Genomic DNA, 21,125 nt, shown 5'->3' with positions numbered 1-21,125 from the left:
GCATAAACCAAAAAGGGATGAACCGCGGGGCAGAACCACCGGCGGAACGGCGCGATTGCACCTGCGAACACTTTCATGGCGTTTCCATTGAAGTCAAACGCCCGATGGGATGACGCGAGTGCGCAATTGGCTGAATCGAAAAGGACCGGTTCCCGGACCGATCCGACTTCGGCTCACATGACCTTGTGCAACGTCAATACGATGCCCAGCGACACAAGCACGACGAGGATCGTCCCACCGGTGATGATCAGCGCCTTCGCCAACGGACTGCGCGGCGACGGCTCCGGAAGAGGAGAAGCGGCTCGTGCCAGGCTCCCGGGTGTCAGGGGATCGACCGCGATAGCGCCACTGACGATAACAGCATCGACATCGGGCACGCGGACTTGTTCTTCACCATCGTCCACGGTCGCATCCGGCTCTTTGGACGCAGGCGCCAGTTCTATGAATGCGGGCGCCGGCTCTTCCGGCTCCGCAGTCTTTTCCTGCTCCAGCAGGTAGGTCCGGTAGGCGCGCGCCAGTTCGGCACGCGGCGGAGATCCGGTGCGATTGCGGATGCTCTCGATACGCTGATTGACGGCACTCACCGAAATGCCGAGTTCGAACGCGATTTCCTTGCTCGTGCGATTTTCCGCCACGTATCCCAGGACTTCATGCTGCTTTGGCGTCAGACTGGGAAACACATCGAGCGGACTTGGCGCCCGATCGGCGCCGTCGTCACCCATGCCCCGCCCGACAGATAGTATTGTTCATGTATAAACCCCAGTTTCGCGCCGACACCCTTTCCCGGCACTTAACTTGTTGCATTATAAGGCTGACTTTGACTTCCTAGCAAGCCAAAGAGACGAAAAAATGTCCGGCCCGGTATCGTTTCTTCCGGGGCATAAAGCGGCGCCCATCCGCGCACCCGAATGTCGAGAAGGCGCACCGGACAAGAACACGCCTGGCAACATGGCACTGCAGGCTTTCCAAGGCCTTGGCGCGCCATCGGCCGGACGAGGAGCGCAAGAACGGCGCACCGGCTTCTGCAATTCCGCCTTGCCCGCCCTTGCCTTTCGCGCGCCCTGCCCCTAGCGGCACACGCGCGTCAGGTCTGAAGGAGTCGAACCATGGTCCCCCGTTATGCCCGCCCCGCGATGTCCGCGATCTGGGAACCCGAAGCCCGTTACCGCATCTGGTTCGAGATCGAGGCTCATGCCGCCGTCAAGATGGGCGAGCTTGGCGTCGTGCCGGAAAGCGCCGGCAAGGCCCTGTGGGACTGGTGGGCCTCCAACCCGGTGATCGACGTTGCCGCCATCGATGCCATCGAGGCCGTCACCAAGCATGATGTCATCGCCTTCCTCGACTGGGTCGCCCAGCAGGTAGGCCCCGAAGCGCGCTTCATGCACCAGGGCATGACCAGCTCGGACGTTCTCGACACCACGCTCAACGTCCAGCTCATCAAGGCTGCCGACATCCTGCTTGCCGACCTCGACGACCTGCTGGCCGCGATCAAGCGCCGCGCCGAAGAGCACAAGTACACCCCGACCATCGGCCGCAGCCACGGCATCCATGCCGAACCGGTCACCTTCGGCCTCAAGATGGCCGAAGCCTATGCCGAGTTCGCCCGCTGCCGCAAGCGCCTCGTCGCCGCGCGCGAAGAAATCGCCACTTGCGCCATTTCGGGTGCCGTGGGCACATTCGCCAACGTCGATCCTTCGGTCGAAGCCTATGTCGCCGAGAAGATGGGTCTCGAGATCGAACCGGTTTCGACCCAGGTCATCCCGCGCGACCGCCATGCGATGTTCTTCGCCACCCTGGCCGTGATCGCCAGCTCGATCGAGCGCATCGCCGTCGAGGTTCGCCACCTGCAGCGCACCGAAGTGCTCGAGGCCGAAGAATACTTCTCGCCGGGCCAGAAGGGCTCGTCGGCCATGCCGCACAAGCGCAACCCCGTGCTGACCGAGAACCTCACCGGCCAGGCGCGCATGATCCGCTCCTATGCCTTCCCGGCGATGGAGAACGTGGCGCTGTGGCACGAGCGTGACATCTCGCACTCCTCGGTCGAACGCTTCATCGGTCCGGACGCAACGATCACCCTCGACTTCGCGCTCGCGCGCCTCACCGGCGTGATCGACAAGCTGCTCGTCTACCCCGAACGGATGCAGAAGAATCTCGACCGCATGGGCGGCCTGGTGCACTCGCAGCGCGTCCTGCTGGCCCTCACGCAGGCGGGCCTGACCCGAGACGAGAGCTACCGCCTCGTCCAGCGCAACGCGATGAAGGTCTGGGAATCCGACGGACAGCTCAGCCTGCTCGAATTGCTCAAGGCCGATGCCGACGTTGCCAAGGCCCTGCCCGCCGAAGTGATCGAGGACAAGTTCAACCTCGACTACCACTTCAAGCACGTCGACACGATCTTCGCGCGGGTCTTCGGCAACTAAGCCTTCTGCCCGGTCTTCCAATGCCCTGATTTCACGCCTAGCATCGTGAAATTCCCTCAGGGAGCACAGGAGGAAAAATGCAGGTCATTCGTACCGTCCTGTGGATCGCGCTCACCGCGATCCTCGTGGCGTTCATTGCCATGAACTGGACCAAGGTTCCCGTGAACTTCTGGCCGCTCGACGATGGCAATTACGTCCACTTCGAATGGCCGGTGGGCGTCGTCGCCCTGCTGTTCTTCCTCCTGGGCATGCTTCCGGTCTGGCTCTACCTGCGTGCCGTGCGCTGGCGTCTGACCCGCCGCATCGCTTCGCTGGAGAACTCGATCCGGGCAAGCTCGATGCCGTCCATGACTTCGCAGCCAGGCGACACCCCGCTGGCTGCCGAACCACTCGATACGCCAACGCCCACCCCCTCTCCGGAAGCCTGAGAATGAGCAACAACCCCATCTATCTCGCCCTCGACGTGCCCCGCCTCGACGCCGCCGAAACGCTGGCGCGCAAGGTTGCGGGCCATATCGGCGGGATCAAGCTGGGGCTCGAATTCTTCTGCGCGCACGGACATCACGGCGTGCACGAGTTGCACAAGCTCGGCCTGCCGATCTTTCTCGACCTCAAGCTGCACGACATTCCCAACACGGTCGCCGCCGCGATGCAGGCGATCCACGTGCTGGAACCGGCGATCGTCACCATCCACGCCGCCGGTGGGCGCGCCATGATGGAAGACGCCAAGGCCGCTGCCGGGGAAAACTGCAAGGTCGTGGCCGTTACCGTGCTCACCAGCCTCGACGATGACGACCTGACCGCGATCGGCGTCCAGTCCGACCCCGGCGAACAGGCCCTGCGCCTTGCCGACCTCGCCCATTCGGCCGGACTCGACGGCATCGTCTGCTCCGGCCACGAAGTCGGCGCGGTACACAAGCAGTGGAAGGACGGATTTTTCGTCGTCCCCGGCCTGCGTCCTGACGACGGCAAGGGCAACGGCGACCAGAAGCGCATCGTCACCCCGCGCCAGGCGCGCGACAACGGCGCCAGCGTGCTGGTAATCGGCCGCCCGATCAGCCGCGCCGAAGATCCCCTCGCCGCTGCGCGGGCCATCGAAGCCACCCTGTAACGCGCGCACTCGGTTCAGCGCGCAGAAACCTCTTTCCGTCCAGATCGTTGCACGGTCACCAAGACGGAGAATACCCAATGAAACGCCTGAGCCTGATTGCCGCCGCCGCGCTTGCCACTGCCATCGCGCCGCCGGCTCTTGCCCAGCAGAGCGATGTCGTCCCTGCCATTGCCGCAGGGCACACGCTACTGACTGTCACTGCACAGGGTAGTTCCACGCGCACGCCCGACATGGCCAGCTACTCGGCCGGAGTCGCCACCCAGGGCCGCACCGCCAGCGAAGCGCTGTCCGCCAATTCGCGGCAGATGGCGCAGGTCATGGCTGCCCTGAAGAAGGCGGGCATCGCCGACAAGGACATCCAGACCAGCGACCTCAACCTAAACCCGGTCTATTCCCAGCCCAAGCGCTTGCCCGACGGCAGCTATGACAGCGACGCGCGGACCATCGTCGGCTACGAGGCCAACAACAACGTCATGGTGCGCCAACGCAAGCTCGACGACATGGGCAAGGTGATCGACGCGCTGGTCAGCGCCGGTGCCAATCAGGTCAACGGCCCCAACTTCATGCTGGCCGAGCCCGGCGCGGCAAGCAACGAATCGCGCGTCGATGCCATGAAGGAGGCCCGCGCACGCGCCGATCTTTACGCCAAGGCAGCCGGACTGCGCGTGGTACGCATCGTATCCATCAGCGAGAGCGGCGGATACTCGCCGCCGATGCCGATGGCCGTACGCATGGAAGCGAGCAAGGTCGGCGCAGCCCCGCCGGTCGCTGCGGGCGAACTGGAACTCAACACCAACGTCACGGTTCAGTTCGAACTGGCGCCCTGAGGCCTTCAGCAACCCGTCAGTTGAGCATCATGTCCTGCGACTGGATATTGTAGCGCACCAGCGCCATAGCCTTCCCTTCGCCGCGACGAAAGACGAACTCCTCGGTGCCGGTGCCTTTTGCAAACGTGGTCTGCATGATCACGGTCACGAAAGTGCCACCGGTGCCGGAATTCACGTTGAGGCTGACCTGCCTGCTGTCCCTGACGGCTCCCAGCTTGCGATGGACCGCTTCGAGCAGCTTTTCGAACTGCGCCTTGTCGGTCCCCTTGCGCAGATCCGGGTCGGCGGCGATCCAGATCTTCTTCCACTGGCCGCCATCCAGAGCGGCATGGAACTCGCCGACTTCGACCTGGGCGTCCTTCACCGACTCCTTGATCCCGCAGCCCGCAAGCATTGCGGCTGCGGCAAATGGCATTAGATAGCGCGCGACACGGTACATCTTCGTCCCCGGAATGGCTGGGGCCAATACATAGGCGACGACTGCGCGATGCCAACACCCGAGATCAAGATATGCGGTATCCGCGAGCCCGGTTCGCTCGACGTGGCGATCAGGGCGCGTGCCGCCTATGCCGGGTTCGTCTTCTTCCCCAAGAGCCCGCGCAACGTCACGCCCGCTGAAGCCGCCGCACTCTCTGCCCGCGCGCAGGGGCGCATTGCGCGCGTCGGCCTGTTCGTCGATGCGGAAGATGCCATGCTCGCCGAAGCGATGGCCGCAGCCCGCCTCGACGTCCTGCAGCTCCACGGCCAGGAAACGCCCGAACGCGCAGCACAACTGCGTGCGCGCTTCGGCATTCCGGTGTGGAAGGCACTTTCGGTGGCGAGCGCCGAGGACGTGGCGCGCGCCGAGACCTATGTCGGTGCCATCGACCGGGTCCTGTTCGACGCCAAGACGCCGAAAGGCACGCTGCCCGGCGGCATGGGCCTGAGCTTCGACTGGACGCTGGTGGCGAACTGGAAGGGCCCGATGGCCTGGGGCCTCGCCGGCGGGCTGACGCCGGACAACGTTGCGCAGGCGGTCGAACTTACCGGCGCACCGCTCGTCGATACATCGTCGGGCGTGGAAAGCGCGCCGGGCGTGAAGGACAACGACCGGATCGCCGCCTTCTGCCGCGCAATCCAGGCACCCTGACGCCACAACGAGAAAGGGCGGCCCCTCATGGACCGCCCTTCCCCTGGCTTACGCTCCGAGGAGCGAATTCAGATCAGGCCTGAGCCCGAAATCAGAACTTCACGCCAACGCCGATGAGGCCGAGGTCGGCATCGGGGGTGTTGTCGCCAACGAGCAGGTGCTTGTACTCGACCTTGGCGTAGACCTTCTGGCCGAGGTCCTGCTGCCAGCCACCGCCAACGCCCACGGCGCTGTTGCAGGTACGGCAGAACTTCGACTGCCAGTTTGCCGCAGCATAGAGCTTGCTGCCCGGGAGCACCTTGAAGCCGGCGCGGCCGCCTGCACCCCACGAAACGCGGGTGTCGTCAGCCAGAACCTTGTCAGCCGAACCTTCGATGCCGACGAAAAGCTTGTCGCCGAGATCGTAGTCGTAGCCGGCTGCGACGCCCGCAACTGCATCGCTGTCGCTACCGTTCCAGATGAGGCCGGTGCGCGCCTCGATGCGGGCTTCATTGGCCATGGCGGGGGTGGCAGCAGCTGCGGCAGCAACCGCGGCGAGCGAAACAAGTGCAATACGCATATTTTATAACTCCAGAATTCTTCCCCCGACCCTCATCGGGGACGGCCCCGCTGCGCCCGCCTTCCTTGCCGCCAGATGAACAAAATAATTCAGGAAAGCTCGAAAGTGTCACAAATCCGCCATTTAAGGATACTATCGTGTTATATCCTCATGTTAAGATGCATAATTTGCAATTGAATTCGGTCGTCAGCCACCCACCGCGCGAAGGCTCTGGACTTGGCCGCGCTCGTCTGCCAAGCGGCCCGATTATGACTACCATCACGCCCGTGAATTCGCTGCGTTCCCTGCCCGACGAGACCGGCCACTTCGGCAAGTTCGGTGGTCGTTACGTCGCCGAAACGCTGATGCCGCTGATCCTCGATCTCGAGAAGGAGTATCGCAAGGCCAAGCAGGACCCTGCGTTCGAAGCAGAGTTTCAGGACCTGCTGAAGAACTTCGTCGGCCGTCCGAACCCGCTCTATTTCGCGCCGCGCCTGACGGAACATTTCCGCAAGCTGGCGCCCGCGGGCAAGGGTCCGAAGATCTACTTCAAGCGCGAGGACCTCAATCACACCGGCGCGCACAAGATCAACAACTGCATCGGCCAGATCCTGCTGGCGATCCGCATGGGCAAGACCCGGATCATCGCAGAGACCGGCGCCGGCCAGCATGGCGTTGCCACGGCCACCGTCGCCGCCCGCTTCGGCCTGCCCTGCACCATCTTCATGGGCGCCAAGGACGTTGAGCGGCAGAAGCCCAACGTGTTCCGCATGAAGCTGCTGGGCGCGCAAGTGCAGCCCGTCACCAGCGGCGCGGAAACGCTCAAGGACGCGATGAACGAGGCCCTGCGCGACTGGGTCGCGAACGTCCACGACACGTTCTACATCATCGGCACCGCAGCAGGTCCGCACCCCTATCCGGAACTCGTTCGCGACTTCCAGAGCGTGATCGGCCACGAGACCCGCCAGCAGGTCCTCGAAGCCGAAGGTCGCCTGCCCGACATGGTCCTGGCCTGCGTTGGCGGCGGATCGAACGCGATCGGCATGTTCCACCCCTTCCTCGATGACCCGGAAGTGGCGATGGTTGGCGTCGAAGCGGCAGGCCACGGTATCGAGACCGGCCAGCACGCGGCCAGCCTCACCGGCGGCAAGCCCGGCATTCTGCACGGCAACAAGACCTACCTGCTGCAGGACGAGGACGGCCAGATCACCGAGGCACACTCGATCAGCGCCGGACTCGACTATCCCGGCCTCGGCCCCGAGCACTCCTGGCTGCATGAAAGCGGCCGCGTGCGTTACGTGCCGATCACCGATGACGAATCGCTCGAGGCGTTCCAGCTGTGCTGCGCACTCGAAGGCATCATCCCGGCGCTCGAAAGCGCCCATGCGCTGGCCGCCCTGCCCCAGCTCACCGCCGAAATGGACGAGGACAAGATCCTCGTCGTCAACGTCTCGGGCCGCGGCGACAAGGACATCTTCACCGTCGCCGAAGCGCTGGGAGTGGAACTCTAAGACATGACCCGCTTCGAAACTGCCTTTTCCAAGGGCCCTGCGCTCGTCTGCTTCATTACCGGCGGTGACGGCGATACCGCGGCCAATCTCGACGCGCTCGTCGAGGGCGGCGCCGACGTGATCGAACTGGGCATGCCCTTCACCGATCCGATGGCCGATGGCCCGGCGATCCAGGAAGCCAACCTGCGCAGCCTGGCCAAGGGCACGCGCACGGCTGACATCTTCCGCATGGCGGCCGAATTTCGCGCGCGTCACCCGCAAGTGCCGCTGGTGCTGATGGGCTATGCCAACCCGATGACGATCCGCGGCCCCGAATGGTTCGCCGAGGAGTGCCGCAAGGCCGGCGTCGACGGCGTCATCTGCGTGGACATCCCGCCCGAGGAAGACGCCGAACTCGGCCCGGCACTGCGCGGAGCCGGCGTTTCGCTGATCCGCCTCGCCACGCCGACCACCGACACCGCGCGCCTTCCCGCCGTTCTCGAAGGCTCCTCCGGCTTCCTCTACTACGTCTCCGTCGCGGGGATCACCGGCATGCAGCAGGCTGCGCAGGCTTCGATCGAGGATGCCGTCGCCCGCCTGAAGGCAGCCTCGGACATCCCGGTGGCCGTCGGTTTCGGCGTGCGTACGCCTGAACAGGCCGGCAAGATCGCCAAGGTCGCCGATGGCGTCGTCGTCGGCTCCGCCTTCATCGACCTGGTGAAGCAGCACGGCGACAACGCCGCCGGTCCCTTGCGCGAACTGACCGCGGCATTGGCCGAAGCGGTACATTCGGCACGCTGATCCCATGCGCGACTTTGCGGTTTCGGACGACCCCCGCGTCCAGGCCCAGCTCGATCGCCTCGGCGCACTCTCGGTGCCGCAGGGGCGCATCGGTCTCGACGTCGTGCGCGTGCTGCTCGATCGCCTCGGTAACCCGCAGCGCAACATGCCGCCGGTGTTCCACGTCGCCGGCACCAATGGCAAGGGTTCGACCTGCGCCTTCCTGCGCGCCGCGCTGGAGGCGGCGGGCAAGACCGTCCACGTCTTCACCAGCCCGCACCTCGTCCGCTTCAACGAGCGTATCCGCGTTTCGGGCAAGCTGATCGCAGACGAAACGCTGGCAGAGCTGCTGAACGAAGTGCTCGACGTTGCCGTAGCTGCCGGAATCGGCGCAAGCTTCTTCGAGGTTTCGACCGCGGCGGCCTTCCTTGCCTTTTCACGCTATCCTGCCGATGCCTGCGTGATCGAGGTCGGCCTTGGCGGACGCTTCGATGCGACCAACGTCATCGAGGCACCGGTGGTGTGCGGCATAGCGTCGCTGGGCATCGATCACGAGGCCTTCCTCCTCTCACCCGAAGACAACGTGCCGACCGATGCCATGGCCCGCATCGCCTTCGAAAAGGCAGGCATCGCCAAGTCCGGCGCGGCGCTGGTCACCCTCGACTATACCCCGGCGATGAACCAGGCGATCCAGGGTCAGGCCGCCATCGTCGGTGCGCCGGTGATCCGCCGCGGCCAGGACTGGGCGATCGTCGCGTCGCCCGAGGGCCTGACCTACTCCGACGCGCAAGGCAGCCTGCCCTTGCCGACCCCGCGCATGCCGGGCCTGCACCAGGGCGTGAACGCCGGGCTGGCCATCGCCATGCTGCGCCAACAGCAGGCCATCGACATACCGCAAGGCGCCTATGCCCAGGCCATGGAGCAAGCCAGCTGGCCTGCCCGCCTGCAACGGCTGGGCGATGGTCCTCTGACTGCGCTGCTGCCCTCGGGCACGACATGCTGGCTCGACGGCGGGCACAACCCGGATGCGGGCAATGCCATCGCCACCCACTTCCGCCGACCGACCAGAGTTCACCTCATTCTCGGCATGCTGGCCAACAAGGCGCCGCAGGCCCTGCTCGATCCGCTGCGCGAAAGGCTCGCCAGCGTCACGGTCGTGCCGGTACCCGGCCACGATTGCCATGGCCTCGACGCTTTTCTCCAGGTTCCGGAAATTCCCGTCCCGGTGGCTGCGGCCAGTGTCCGAGCGGCGCTGTCGACACTCGAGATCGATCCCGCGCAGGATGAAGTCGTGCTGATCGGCGGCTCGCTTTACCTTGCCGGTACCGTGCTTCGGGATAACGACGAGATTCCCGAGTAACCGAAGCAAGCACCCGCGCGCCCTGAAACAGGGGCTCTGGGTGAGCGGTGATCCACAGCAGTCCGGAGCGGCTAGCCGGTCAGGCGCCTTCCAGCGCGGTCGCGTCGATGCCCGATGCCCGGCCCAGCCGCGCAACGCGCGCCCATTCGATCAGGCACAGCACAACCGCGACCATTCCCATCGCGGTGGTAAGCAGGAACACCGGATAATATCCGTATTCTTCGATCATCTGCCCGAGCGCGCCGCGCCCGAGCGTGCCGACCAGCAGGGTCAGGGACGACAGCAGGGCGTACTGGACGGCGCTGTATCCTCTGGCGACAACCGAAGAGAGATAGGCAACGAAGGCTGCCCCGGCGATGCCCACGGCGATGTTCTCGCCCGCGATCGTCAGCATCAGCTTGGCCAGCCGCTGGTCTCCGCCAAGGTGCGAGACGAGCCAGGTGAAACCGGTCGCATCGCTGACGGCGGCCATGCGCGCGCCGCCAACGGCAAGGTCGGCATAAAGCAGGTTGGTCAGGGCGGCGATCAGAGCGCCGAAGGTCAGCGTGGCCATGCGCCCCATGACCGTCAGCAGGGTCCCGCCCAGCGCCAGCCCGATGACCAGCGCACCGACGCCGAAGAACTTGGAGGCAATCGCGACTTCGTCTTTCGAATACTTCAGTTCGCCGAGGTAGAACGGATAGGCAAAGCTGCCCCAGATCGCGTCGGTGATGCGATAGGTGAGCACCAGCGCGAAGACGAGGATGACCGCCCAGCCCAGTCGCCCCACGAAATCGGTCAGGGGCAGGATCAGGGCGCGATAGCCGTGGTCGACGAAGCGGTCCATCGCGCTGCGGGCAGGCGCAGCGGCCGTCAGCACGTAGCGCCCCTTGTCCTTCATGCGCACCAACCAGGCGGCCACCAGCGCCGGCACGACGACGGTCGCAATGACCACCAACGGCCCTTTCGTGGCAATGAAGGCGACCGAATCGGGCCGGGTTCCGGGGTCACTGCCGAGCGAGCGGACCATGAACACGCCGACGGTGATCAGTGCCCAGGCCCAGAGCAGGCCGATGCCGAAAAGCGCCCACTTGCGCACGCGCGGGTCGATCTCCCCCACATCGCGCAGCGCCAGCAGTTCGTCCTCGGCCGCGCCGATCGTGGCGGCAGTGACTTCTGCATCGGGTGCGAACAGGCCCAGCACGCCGACAAGGGCCATGATCGCACCCATCGTCGCATAGACCGTCGGCCAGTCGGTGCGCTCGGCCATGAACAGCGCCAGCGCACCGCCGACCAGCGCGGCGATGCGATAGCCCATCTGGTAGACGGTCGAGAGCATGTCGATCGTCGCTTCCTCGTCGGCGACATCGACGCGCCAGGCATCGACCACAACGTCCTGCGTTGCCGAGGCGAAGGCACCGATCCCGGCGAGCAGCGAGAACCAGCCGAGCGCGGTCAGCGGATTGAGCGTCGAGAGCACCAGCAGGATCAGCCCAAGCATGAGCTGGGCCGAAACGATCCACTGCTTGCGCTTTCCGAGCCGTTTGAGAAGCGGCAGCTCTACCCGGTCGAGCAAGGGCGACCAGAGGAACTTGAACGAGTAGGCAAGGCCGATCAGCGAGAAGACGCCCATCGTTTCCAGATCGACCCTGGCGTCGGACAGCCAGGCGTAGAGCGTGCCGAGCAGCAGTGCGTAGGGCAGGCCCGATGCGAAGCCGAACAGGGCCATGAAGCCCGTCTTTCGGTTCCTGAGTGCGAGAAGGACGCGGCGCCAGCCCGGCTTCTTCGGCTGATCTGTCGCGGCTTCGGCCATTCATGAAACTCCATCGGCGTTCGAGGCTTCGGGATACGCAGGCCCCACCTGTATGGGAAGGCTGGATGAACCGGCGATCAACAGCTAAGGCGCTGCCATGGCCAGACCTCCCCAGAAACCCGGCGAACCGAGGCGCCCGCGCGCCGCGACCGGCAGCAAGCGTCCCTTCAACAGCCGTTCCGGCAAGCCTGAAGACCGTTCCGGCGGCGAAAAAGGCCGTTACGGCAATGACAAGGGCCGATCCGGCGGTGACAAAATCCGATCCGGCGGTGACAAAATCCGTCCGGGCAAGGACGACGCGCGCGGCAATGCGCCGCGCAAGCCGCGTACTGCGCGTCCCGCGGCCGCACCGCCGACACCGCGCGATCCTTCCCTGCCCGAGCGCGAGGGTGAGCGCATTGCCAAGCTGCTGGCCCGCGCCGGCGTCGCCAGCCGCCGCGAAGCGGAGCGAATGATCGCAGAGGGCCGCGTAAAGCTGGACGACGAGCCGATCACCGCACCTTCAACCGTGCTGAAGGACCTGCGCGGAGTGACCGTCGACGGCAAGCCGGTGAAGGCGCCCGAGGAAACCCGCCTGTTCGTGTTCCACAAGCCTGCCGGGCTGCTGACCGCCGAACGCGATCCCGCCGGTCGCCCGACCATCTACAACGCCCTGCGCAATGCCCTGCCCGCCGGAACCGGCCGAGTCATGCCGATCGGCCGTCTCGATCTCAATACCGAGGGCCTGCTGCTGCTGACCAACGACGGCGAATTCAAGCGCCAGCTCGAACTGCCCGCCAACGGCGTCCCGCGCACCTATCGCGCGCGCGCCTTCGGCGACATTACGCAGGCCCAGCTCGAGGACCTGATCGACGGCATCGAGATCGACGGCATCCACTACGGCAAGATCGACGCCAACATGGAGCGTCGCACCGGGCGCAACCAGTGGATCGAAATGACCCTGACCGAAGGCAAGAACCGCGAAGTGCGCCGCGTGCTCGAGCATCTCGGGCTGAAGGTCAGCCGGCTGCTGCGCATCTCCTATGGCCCCTTCGTGCTGGGCGACCTGCCCAAGGGCACCGTAGGCGAAGTATCGCAGCGCGATCTCGACAACTTCCGCCGCTCCCTTGGAAAGGGCAAAGGCGAATGAAGGGCGCAAGCACCGGCCTGCGAATCGTTGCGGGCACGTGGCGCGGGCGCAAGCTCGCCGCGCCCGAGGGAGACACGACGCGCCCGACCGCCGACCGCACCCGCGAGACGCTTTTCTCGATGCTGACGAGCCGCCTCGGCACGTTCGAGGGGCTGAAGGTGGCCGACCTTTTCGCAGGTTCGGGCGCGCTCGGCCTTGAAGCCCTGTCCCGCGGCGCGGCGCATTGCCTGTTCGTCGATCAGGACGCTGCCGCGATCCGGGCGATCCGGCGCAACATCGCCAACCTGCAGGCCCAGTCGCAATGCGACGTGCGGGCCTGTTCGGCGCTCTCGCTCGGCCCGGCTAAGGAGCCGCTCGACCTCGTTCTGCTCGATCCGCCTTACGATACGGGCGCGGGTGCTGTCGCCGTCGACAAACTGACGCGGCTTGGCTGGATCGGCGAATCGACCTGGGTGAGCCTTGAGACGGCACGCGGCGAGGACGTCTCTATCCGCGGGTTCGATACCGATGCCGTGCGCGATGTCGGCAAGGCACGACTTCACATCCTGCGCCGCGTCGAAGCCTGACACTACGCGGCTGTAAAAAGGGCCCCGCCAAGCGGCGAGGCCCTTTCCGTGCGCAAAGGCAAGATCGTTACTTGCCGCCGGGATTGCGGCAGTTGTCCTGCACGGTCTTGCTACAGACCGGGTAATCCTTGTTCATGGCCGAGGCCGGAGGCGGCGTCAGCGCGCCCTTGTAGGGCCCGCCCTGATAGCTCTGATCCGCAGGCATCGCGGGGCGCACGGCCTGCTCGGCGGTTTCCGGTGCCGGCACTCCGGCAGTGGGGACGCCTTCGCCCGGGGGATTGGCCTGCGTCGCCGGCGTCGTCGGGGTCTGTCCGTTCAACTGCTGGATGATCGAAGTCCACGCCGCCTCGCGCTGCTGCGGGCTCATCTTGTAGACCTGTCCGCGCTGGTCGGGCGTCAGGGCCCAATAGCCCTCCTGCCGCTCGGGGACGAGCGTCCAGAAGTAGCCCTTGTACTCGTCGGGCCATGCATCGTACTCGGCCTGACGGTCTGCCGGCCAGCCATCGTACATGGCCTGCTGCTCAGCTGTCAGCGTCACCGGCGCCGCTGGACTGACCTGCGCGGAATCGCCTGCCGCGGATGGCGCATTCTGGGCCAACAGCGCATTGGGCAAGGTTGCAAGTGCGAGCGCCGATGCGCCCGCGAAAATCAAGTGTCGCATGGTCTCTCTCCTCTGTGTACCTGTTGCCAAGCGGACGTTTCGCGCTCGGGAATGTTCCATGTTTGCGGCAAAGCGGCCTTGCGCCGCGATGTTCCGTTCCCTAGTTGTTCGCATGTGAACAGCCTGCAAGATACCTCGCGCGGCGGCTTGCCTGCCGAAAGCAACGATCCCCTGATCGAGGGCCTCAACGCGCCCCAGAAGGAGGCCGTGCTGACCACCGAAGGGCCGGTGCTGATGCTGGCGGGCGCGGGAACCGGCAAGACCGCCGCCCTCACCCGGCGTCTTGCCAACATCATCCGCAATCGCCTTGCCTGGCCGAGCGAAGTTCTGTGCGTCACGTTCACCAACAAGGCTGCGCGCGAGATGCGCGACCGGGTCGGCCAGCTCGTCGGCCCTGCGGTCGAAGGCATGCCGTGGCTGGGCACCTTCCACGCCATCGCTGCCAAGATGCTGCGCCGCCATGCCGAACTGGTCGGCCTCGAACCCAATTACACGATCATCGACACCGACGATCAGCTGCGTCTGCTCAAGCAGCTCATCCAGGCCGAAGGGGTCGACGAAAAGCGCTTCCCCGCCCGCCAGCTGGCGGGATGCATCGATCGCTGGAAGAACCGCGGCCTCAATCCGCAGGATCTCGATGCGGCGGAAAACGAAGCCTATGCCAACGGCCGCGGCCAGAAATTCTACAGCCTTTACCAGGACCGCCTGAAGACGCTCAACGCCTGCGACTTCGGCGACCTGCTGCTGCACATGCTCAACATCCTGCGTACCAATCGCGAGGTGCTGGAGCAGTACCAGCAGCGCTTCAAGTACGTCATGGTGGACGAGTATCAGGACACCAACCAGGTCCAGTACCTGTGGCTGCGCCTGATCGCGCAAGGCCGCCAGAACATCTGCGTGGTGGGTGACGACGACCAGTCGATCTATTCATGGCGCGGCGCAGAAGTCGCCAATATCCTTCGATTTGAAAAGGATTTCCCCGGAGCGAAAGTGATCCGGCTCGAACAGAACTATCGCTCGACGCCCGAGATCCTTGCCGCCGCTTCCGGCCTCATCAACGAGAACAGTCAGCGCCTGGGCAAGACCTTGTGGACCGAGCGCCATGCCGGGGACAAGGTTCGCGTCATCGGCGTCTGGGACGCACCGGAAGAAGCGCGCCGCGTCGGCGACGAGATCGAGCGACTCGAACGCGAGGGCGCCCCGCTGGACCAGATGGCGATACTCGTGCGCGCGCAGTACCAGACGCGCGAGTTCGAAGACCGCTTCATCTCGATCGGCCTCAAGTACCGCATCGTCGGCGGCTTTCGCTTCTATGAGCGCGCGGAAATCCGCGATGCGCTGGCCTACATGCGCGTCATCGCCCAGCCCGCCGACGACCTGGCTTTCGAGCGCATCTACAATGCTCCCAAGCGCGGCCTTGGTGCCAAGGCGCTGGAGAAGCTGCACCAGCTCGCCCGCCGCCAGGGCATTCCGCTTGCCGCAGCCGCCATCGAGATCGTCGATACCGACGAACTGCCCGCGCGTGCGCGCAACACCTTCCTGTCGCTGATGCGCGACTTCGCCCGCTGGCGCGATCTGGAGAAGACGGAGAACCCGGCGGACCTGATGCGCACCGTCCTCGACGAAAGCGGCTACACCGACGCGCTGCAGGCCGAGCGGACGGCCGAAGCCTCAGGGCGACTCGAGAACCTCGTTGAACTCGCCCGCGCCATGGAAGAGTACGAAAGCCTCGGCGACTTCCTCGAGCATGTCAGCCTCGTCATGGACAACGACGCGGCCAGCGACGAGGAAAAGGTCACGATCATGACCATGCACGCCGCCAAGGGCCTGGAATTCGACCACGTGTTCCTGCCCGGATGGGAGGAAGGCGTATTTCCCTCGCAGCGCTCGCTCGACGAAGGCGGCCTTGCCAGCCTCGAGGAAGAGCGGCGCCTCGCCTACGTCGCGATCACCCGGGCGCGCCGCAATTGCACGATCCTCCATGCCGCCAATCGGCGCATCTACGGGCAGTGGACGAGTTCGATCCCTTCGCGCTTCATTGCCGAACTGCCCGAAGATCATATCGACAGTGAGACGACCCTGACCGGCGGCGCCTCGCTGTGGCGTGCGCAATGGTCCGAACATGCCGATCCCTTCGCCGACGTCGCCCGCGCCCAACCGGCCCGCACGATGACGCGCGGCCCGGGTTGGCAGCGGGCCGCCGCGCGCGAATTCGAAACAAAGCCGCGCCGGATCGCCGAAACGACGCGCAGCGCAGCCAGCTTCGCCGCCAAGCCGCGCACCGACATCGCCATCGGCGCGCGCGTGTTTCATGAAAAGTTCGGCTACGGCACCGTGGCCGGGCAGGAAGGCAACAAGCTGGAGATCGACTTCGAACAGTCGGGACGCAAGCGCGTCATCGACAGCTTCGTCAAGCTTGCAGGCTGAGGCCGCAGGGACCGGACCGGTCCCTGCCTGCCCTCACCCGCAACCGGCCTTGATCAGGCCAGTGCGGAAACGCGGAGGAATTCGGGAACCGGACCGTTCCAGCCATCGTCGGCCGGCTCGGGCTCGCTGCGGCGCTGGCGACGTTCGCGGCGCGGTTCCTCGGTAGCAGCGCGCGGTTCGCGACGCGGTGCTCGCTCTGCCGGCTCTTCGCGCTCTTCCCTGACCTTCGATGTGCGGCGCGACTTCGGCTTTGCCTCGCGCGGCTCTTCGGCGTCTTCGATCTTGAGGTCGAACAGCGGGATCTTGTGACCGGTCAGCTTCTCGACGCTGTCGATCGCTTCGGCATCTTCGGGGGCCACGAACGTGAAGGCCCGGCCCGAAGCACCGCCACGACCGGTCCGTCCGATACGGTGGACGTAATCGTCGGGGTGCCAGGGCGTGTCGAAGTTGAAGACGTGGCTCACGCCCTTCACGTCGAGGCCGCGGGCCGCAACGTCGGAGGCGACGAGAATGTTCAGGTCGCCCGACTTGAAGCGTTCAAGTTCGGCCAGGCGCGCGGGCTGGTCCATGTCGCCATGGATTTCACCGGCGCCGAAACCGTGCCGCTTAAGGCTCTTGGCCAGTTCGCGCACGGTCGTCTTGCGATTGCAGAAGACGATCGCGGTCGAGACATTGTCGGTCTGCAGCAGGTGGCGCAGAACTTCGCGCTTCTTGCGCGCGTTCACGGCAACCTTGTGCTGAACGATGTTGATATTCGCAGTCGCCGGACGCGCCACTTCGATATACTTCGGGTTCGACAGGAAGCGGTCGGACAGCTTCTTGATCGGCGGCGGCATCGTCGCCGAGAACAGCATCGTCTGGCGATTGGTCGGCAGCTTCGAGCAGATGTTCTCGATATCGGGAATGAAGCCCATGTCGAGCATGCGGTCGGCTTCGTCGATGACGAGCAGCTCGCAGCCGGTCAGCAGGATCTTGCCCCGCTCGAACAGGTCCATCAGGCGGCCCGGAGTCGCGATAAGGACGTCCACGCCCTCTGTCAGCGCCTTGACCTGATCGCCCATCTGCACACCGCCGATAAGCAGCGCCATCTTGAGATCGTGGTTCTTGCCGTACTTCTCGAAGTTCTCGGCAACCTGTGCGGCGAGTTCGCGAGTCGGCTCGAGGATCAGCGAGCGCGGCATCAGCGCGCGGCGGCGGCCATGCGCAAGAATGTCGATCATCGGCAACACGAAGCTGGCTGTCTTGCCGGTGCCGGTCTGGGCGATGCCGATGAGATCCTTCATCATCAGGACTGGCGGAATCGCCTGCGCCTGGATCGGAGTCGGTTCGGTATAGCCCGCGGCTTCCACCGCTTGCAGCAATTCTTCAGACAGGCCGAGATCGGCAAAGTTCATAGGCGAACAAGTTTCCGGAAATACGAGAGTAACAGGTTGCAGGGACGCTTGCGGGATTACCCATCACCACGCGCATCGTTTGTGCAACTGGCCGCGCCCTATGCGTGATCCAGCACAAAAGTCAAGGAAATCCGCGATAGAGCCGCACACAAAGGACTCAGTGATCGACTTCGACCAACTGGCGGATACGGGTGAGCCTGCAATTCATGCCACTGCGCGAAAGCAGCGTATCGCGGTCGATGCACAATTGTCCGTCGGACGTATGCGAAAGGTAGAAGCCGGAATAGAAGTCCCGCGCCCGGCAGGCGCGCTCGAGTTCGGCGCTGACGAGCCGCCTGTCGCGCATGAAGAGGAGCAGGCGATTGTCGCCATCGGGCTGCACGCCTGCAATACCCGCGATCGAGAGACACTTGCCGATCTTGCGCTCGGAAAAGTGCGAACCGATCTCGCCATCGGGCAAGCCGACGAACATGTCCGGCGGCGCCGTGCGCGGACTGCGCGGGCTGATGCGGATCGTCATGCGCTGTTCGATCCGGATCTGCCAGGCATCCTGCGGCTCTACACGCTGGAAGGCCGAGACGGAGAACGGCCAGGCGGGAAGCGCCGCGCGGGCCTCATCGTCGAACGGCGCGGCATCGGATTCGCGCCACGAATAGACCGCCGTGCCATCTTCGCCGGACGTCCAGGCGGCATCGAACCCGCTCTCGTCCGTCGACCGCTCGCTATCGACCAGGCCTGCTGCCGGAAGCAGCGCCATGATCGGATAAAGCATCGCAGTCGCAAGATTCATCGTCGAGCAGGTTCCCTGAACACGGTCATGCCGCTTGTGTAGCCATAGCCCATGAGCTTGAACCACCGCTTAACTCGAAACGAAAGTTCCTCACTCGGCGCAAGGCTAGGCAATGCATCCAAGCAGTTGCAAGGATTGAGGATGAAACGGCCAAATCGCTGTGGCATAGCGCACCCATGACACATGCCGACACATTCTTCGAAGAAGCCCTCGCACTGCTCGGTCCGCGCGGAATTACGCGTGACGCCGATCTCGTTGCCCCTTCGCTGACCGACTGGCGCGGACGCTATACCGGGCGCGCCATCGCCCTCGCCTCGCCCGCAAACACCGCAGAAGTCGCCGCCCTCGTCCAGCTATGCGCGAAGCATGGCGTGCCGATCGTCCCGCAAGGCGGCAACAGCGGCATGTCGGGCGGAGCGACTCCGGACGAATCGGGCACGGCCATCGTCCTCTCGCTGCGGCGCATGAACGCCATCCGCGAGATCGACATCGAAGCCCGCCGCGCCACCTGCGAAGCCGGCGTGGTGCTCCAGACGCTGCACGAAGCGGCGGACGCAAAGGGCATGCGCTTTCCGCTCACTCTTGGCGGCAAGGGCTCTGCGACCGTGGGGGGCCTGATTTCCACCAATGCCGGCGGCTGCCAGGTCCTGCGCCATGGCTCCATGCGCGCGCTCGTTCTCGGGCTCGAAGCGGTCCTCCCCGACGGTCAGGTCTACTCGATGCTGACGCCACTGAAGAAGGACAATCGCGGCTTTGACGTCAAGCAATTGCTGATCGGCTCCGAAGGCACGATGGGTGTCGTTACCGCGGCCACGCTCAAGCTGCTGCCCGCCGTCGCGGACCGCGTGGTGATCTGGGCTGGCTTGCCCACCCTCGGGGATGCGCGCAGGCTGATGCTGTTTTGCGAGGATGCCATGGGCGATGCCCTCGAGGGTTTCGAGGTTCTCCCCCAGGCCTGCCTCGATGCCGTGCTGAACCACCTGCCCGATTCGCGCGCCCCGCTGGAGGGCCGCCACGGCTGGCATGTGCTGATCGAGGTCGTGGCCGATCGCGCTGCGGCGGACACACTGCGCGAGCGCTGCGAAGACATGATGGCCACCGCCTTCGCGCAGGAGCTGGTCGAAGACGCCGTGATGTCCGCCAGCGAAGCCCAGGCCGAAGCCTTCTGGCTCCTGCGCGAATCGATTTCTCCGGCCGAGCGCGAGCGCGGACCGGCGATGCAGCACGACATCTCGGTTCCCGTCGAGAAGATGCCTGAATTCGTCGAGGCGACGGCGCCGATGATCGAAGCGAAATGGCCCGGCACGGAGGCCGTCGCATTCGGGCACTTGGGCGACGGCAACGTGCACTACCACGTCATTGCGCCCAACGTGCAGGACCCGCTTGCCTGGCAGACCGGCCCGGGCAAGGACATCAGCCGCTATGTCCATGATCTCGTAACCGAGTGGGGCGGCTCGATTTCCGCCGAACACGGCATCGGCCAGATGAAGCGCGACGAACTGGCCCGCCTTGGCGATCCGGTCGCGCTTTCGATGCTGCGCGCGGTCAAGCAGGCACTCGACCCGAAGGGCATTCTCAACCCCGGCAAGCTCATCTGAGCCAGCCCGCAGAAAGTCGCCGCCCGCCCGTGCGCAACGCGGGCAGCGCGCTTGCGCGCCTGCAGACCAGCCACTAAAGCGACCTATCCAAAAATCTACCCAGCCTGCGGAGAAGATCGTAATGGCCAGCGCGCCGCAAAATTCTGCCCTGCCCTTGTTCTACAAGGACCTTATCCCGCTCAATTCGCAGCAGCATGCTTCGTGGAAGACGCGCGCAACCGACAAGGCCACCTGGCTGGTCGGGGTGAACTCCGTCCCGCTTACGGTCGAGGAATTCCCGCAGGCCCAGCGCAATTTCCCGATCATCTTCACCACCGGCGACAATCCGGTTCCGCTTGCGCTGATGGGCATGAACGAAGGCGTGAATGTCTTCGTCGACGAAGACGGCAGCGTGAACAGCCCGGTCTATATTCCAGCCTATGTCCGCCGCTACCCCTTCATGCTCGCCAAGCTGCGTCCGGAGAGCGAGGAACTCTCGCTGTGCTTCGACCCGACCAGCGACCTTGTCGGCGAACTCGACGAAGGCCAGGCGCTCTTCGACGGCACCGACCCCGCCGAAGCGACCCAGAACATGCTCAAGTTCTGCGAAAACTTCGAAATCGCCGGCAACAAGACCGCCAACTTCATCGCCGAACTCAAGAAGCACGACCTGCTGATGGACGGCGAGCTGAACATCGAGACCGGCCAGGGCCAGCCGTTCAACTATCGCGGCTTCCAGATGGTCAACGAGGAAAAGCTGCGAGAGATGCGCGGCGACATTCTGCGCCAGTGGAACCAGAACGGCATGCTCCCGCTGATCTACGCACACCTGTTCTCGCTCGAGCTCGTGCGTGACATTTTCGGGCGCCAGATCAGTCAGGGCAAGGGCCCGCTGGCGCTCGCCAACGCCTGAGGCAAAAGCCGATGCGGACGAGAGTTTTGACAAATTTGTCACACTCTCGTCCAATTCGCCACGGTCACGTCGGAAACTCCGTGCAAAGCGATTCCGATTTGTTTTAAAGAACCTCTTGAATCTCGCCTCAGGCCTGCATATTATTGCAATGCCTGATCGGCGCTACCCTCATGGCCCGGTCGGGTTGGTGCACATCGTGCACCTCCTCCCTGAACCTTGGC

At 64.8% G+C, this 21,125-nt stretch carries 20 protein-coding genes; 13 read left to right on the top strand and 7 right to left on the bottom strand.

The window, feature by feature from the left end:
* Window positions 1–173: 173 nt before the first annotated feature.
* A complete protein-coding gene (locus SPHV1_RS18000; protein WP_054947415.1) occupies window positions 174–722 on the bottom strand; it encodes a helix-turn-helix transcriptional regulator in 549 nt (182 codons plus the stop codon).
* A 384-nt stretch (window positions 723–1,106) separates the two neighbouring features.
* Between SPHV1_RS18000 and purB the strand changes: the two genes are divergently transcribed.
* The 4 genes from purB (at window position 1,107) to SPHV1_RS17980 (ending at window position 4,358) form a co-directional block, all read left to right on the top strand.
* Entirely contained in the window at window positions 1,107–2,420 is a 1,314-nt protein-coding gene (purB, locus tag SPHV1_RS17995) for an adenylosuccinate lyase (protein WP_054947414.1), read from the top strand.
* Between the two features lie 77 nt (window positions 2,421–2,497).
* Complete coding sequence (locus SPHV1_RS17990) at window positions 2,498–2,848, top strand: LapA family protein (RefSeq protein WP_054947413.1); 351 nt, start codon at window positions 2,498–2,500, stop codon at window positions 2,846–2,848.
* 2 nt (window positions 2,849–2,850) lie between these two features.
* Window positions 2,851–3,531 (top strand): orotidine-5'-phosphate decarboxylase, encoded by a 681-nt coding sequence (pyrF, locus tag SPHV1_RS17985; RefSeq protein ID WP_054947412.1) that lies wholly within the window; start codon window positions 2,851–2,853, stop codon window positions 3,529–3,531.
* Window positions 3,532–3,608: 77 nt separating this feature from the next.
* Window positions 3,609–4,358: an SIMPL domain-containing protein gene (locus SPHV1_RS17980; protein ID WP_054947411.1), complete on the top strand. Its 750-nt coding sequence runs from the start codon at window positions 3,609–3,611 to the stop codon at window positions 4,356–4,358.
* Window positions 4,359–4,374: 16 nt separating this feature from the next.
* Here SPHV1_RS17980 and SPHV1_RS17975 read toward each other — a convergent pair whose 3' ends face one another.
* Window positions 4,375–4,722 carry a DUF4019 domain-containing protein gene (locus SPHV1_RS17975; protein ID WP_231634729.1) on the bottom strand — a complete coding sequence of 116 codons (348 nt, stop codon included), beginning with the start codon at window positions 4,720–4,722 and terminating at the stop codon, window positions 4,375–4,377.
* A gap of 123 nt (window positions 4,723–4,845) precedes the next feature.
* On the opposite strand from SPHV1_RS17975, the gene SPHV1_RS17970 reads away from it, so the two are divergent.
* The gene (locus SPHV1_RS17970; protein WP_054947409.1) at window positions 4,846–5,487 is read left to right on the top strand and encodes a phosphoribosylanthranilate isomerase; all 642 of its coding nucleotides are present in this window, start codon (window positions 4,846–4,848) and stop codon (window positions 5,485–5,487) included.
* Between the two features lie 91 nt (window positions 5,488–5,578).
* Here the strand turns inward: SPHV1_RS17970 and SPHV1_RS17965 are convergent, their stop codons facing one another.
* Complete coding sequence (locus SPHV1_RS17965) at window positions 5,579–6,046, bottom strand: outer membrane protein (protein ID WP_054947408.1); 468 nt, start codon at window positions 6,044–6,046, stop codon at window positions 5,579–5,581.
* A gap of 248 nt (window positions 6,047–6,294) precedes the next feature.
* On the opposite strand from SPHV1_RS17965, the gene trpB reads away from it, so the two are divergent.
* Genes trpB through SPHV1_RS17950 form a run of 3 tightly spaced genes read left to right on the top strand, consistent with a single transcriptional unit; the run spans window position 6,295 to window position 9,655 of the window.
* Window positions 6,295–7,536: a tryptophan synthase subunit beta gene (gene trpB / locus SPHV1_RS17960; RefSeq protein ID WP_054947407.1), complete on the top strand. Its 1,242-nt coding sequence runs from the start codon at window positions 6,295–6,297 to the stop codon at window positions 7,534–7,536.
* A gap of 3 nt (window positions 7,537–7,539) precedes the next feature.
* Window positions 7,540–8,316, top strand: a complete 777-nt coding sequence (gene trpA, locus SPHV1_RS17955) for a tryptophan synthase subunit alpha (protein ID WP_054947406.1) — start codon at window positions 7,540–7,542, stop codon at window positions 8,314–8,316.
* Between the two features lie 4 nt (window positions 8,317–8,320).
* Complete coding sequence (locus SPHV1_RS17950; protein ID WP_054947405.1) at window positions 8,321–9,655, top strand: folylpolyglutamate synthase/dihydrofolate synthase family protein; 1,335 nt, start codon at window positions 8,321–8,323, stop codon at window positions 9,653–9,655.
* Window positions 9,656–9,734: 79 nt separating this feature from the next.
* On the opposite strand, the gene SPHV1_RS17945 is transcribed toward SPHV1_RS17950, so the two are convergent.
* Window positions 9,735–11,447 (bottom strand): MFS transporter, encoded by a 1,713-nt coding sequence (locus SPHV1_RS17945; RefSeq protein WP_054947404.1) that lies wholly within the window; start codon window positions 11,445–11,447, stop codon window positions 9,735–9,737.
* A 97-nt stretch (window positions 11,448–11,544) separates the two neighbouring features.
* Between SPHV1_RS17945 and SPHV1_RS17940 the strand changes: the two genes are divergently transcribed.
* Window positions 11,545–12,576 (top strand): pseudouridine synthase, encoded by a 1,032-nt coding sequence (locus SPHV1_RS17940; protein ID WP_054947403.1) that lies wholly within the window; start codon window positions 11,545–11,547, stop codon window positions 12,574–12,576.
* Window positions 12,573–13,142, top strand: a complete 570-nt coding sequence (gene rsmD / locus SPHV1_RS17935; protein ID WP_054947402.1) for a 16S rRNA (guanine(966)-N(2))-methyltransferase RsmD — start codon at window positions 12,573–12,575, stop codon at window positions 13,140–13,142. Before SPHV1_RS17940 ends, rsmD begins: the two co-directional genes overlap by 4 nt.
* A 67-nt stretch (window positions 13,143–13,209) precedes the next feature.
* Here the strand turns inward: rsmD and SPHV1_RS17930 are convergent, their stop codons facing one another.
* Window positions 13,210–13,803: a hypothetical protein gene (locus SPHV1_RS17930; protein ID WP_054947401.1), complete on the bottom strand. Its 594-nt coding sequence runs from the start codon at window positions 13,801–13,803 to the stop codon at window positions 13,210–13,212.
* A gap of 114 nt (window positions 13,804–13,917) precedes the next feature.
* Here SPHV1_RS17930 and SPHV1_RS17925 point away from each other — a divergent pair, with 114 nt between their 5' ends.
* Complete coding sequence (locus SPHV1_RS17925; protein WP_369817944.1) at window positions 13,918–16,230, top strand: ATP-dependent helicase; 2,313 nt, start codon at window positions 13,918–13,920, stop codon at window positions 16,228–16,230.
* Between the two features lie 53 nt (window positions 16,231–16,283).
* Here SPHV1_RS17925 and SPHV1_RS17920 read toward each other — a convergent pair whose 3' ends face one another.
* Both SPHV1_RS17920 and SPHV1_RS17915 read right to left on the bottom strand, forming a co-directional pair.
* A complete protein-coding gene (locus SPHV1_RS17920; RefSeq protein ID WP_054947400.1) occupies window positions 16,284–17,624 on the bottom strand; it encodes a DEAD/DEAH box helicase in 1,341 nt (446 codons plus the stop codon).
* A 157-nt stretch (window positions 17,625–17,781) separates the two neighbouring features.
* Entirely contained in the window at window positions 17,782–18,414 is a 633-nt protein-coding gene (locus SPHV1_RS17915) for a hypothetical protein (protein WP_054947399.1), read from the bottom strand.
* 176 nt (window positions 18,415–18,590) lie between these two features.
* Here SPHV1_RS17915 and SPHV1_RS17910 point away from each other — a divergent pair, with 176 nt between their 5' ends.
* Both SPHV1_RS17910 and SPHV1_RS17905 read left to right on the top strand, forming a co-directional pair.
* Window positions 18,591–20,012, top strand: a complete 1,422-nt coding sequence (locus SPHV1_RS17910; protein WP_054947398.1) for an FAD-binding oxidoreductase — start codon at window positions 18,591–18,593, stop codon at window positions 20,010–20,012.
* A 121-nt stretch (window positions 20,013–20,133) separates the two neighbouring features.
* Window positions 20,134–20,904 carry a SapC family protein gene (locus SPHV1_RS17905; RefSeq protein ID WP_054947397.1) on the top strand — a complete coding sequence of 257 codons (771 nt, stop codon included), beginning with the start codon at window positions 20,134–20,136 and terminating at the stop codon, window positions 20,902–20,904.
* Window positions 20,905–21,125: the final 221 nt, after the last annotated feature.

The organism is Novosphingobium sp. KN65.2, assembly GCF_001368935.1.
Lineage (GTDB): Bacteria > Pseudomonadota > Alphaproteobacteria > Sphingomonadales > Sphingomonadaceae > Novosphingobium > Novosphingobium mathurense.
Note: the sequence above shows the minus strand (reverse complement) of the source record. Positions and strands in the feature narration are given on the sequence as shown.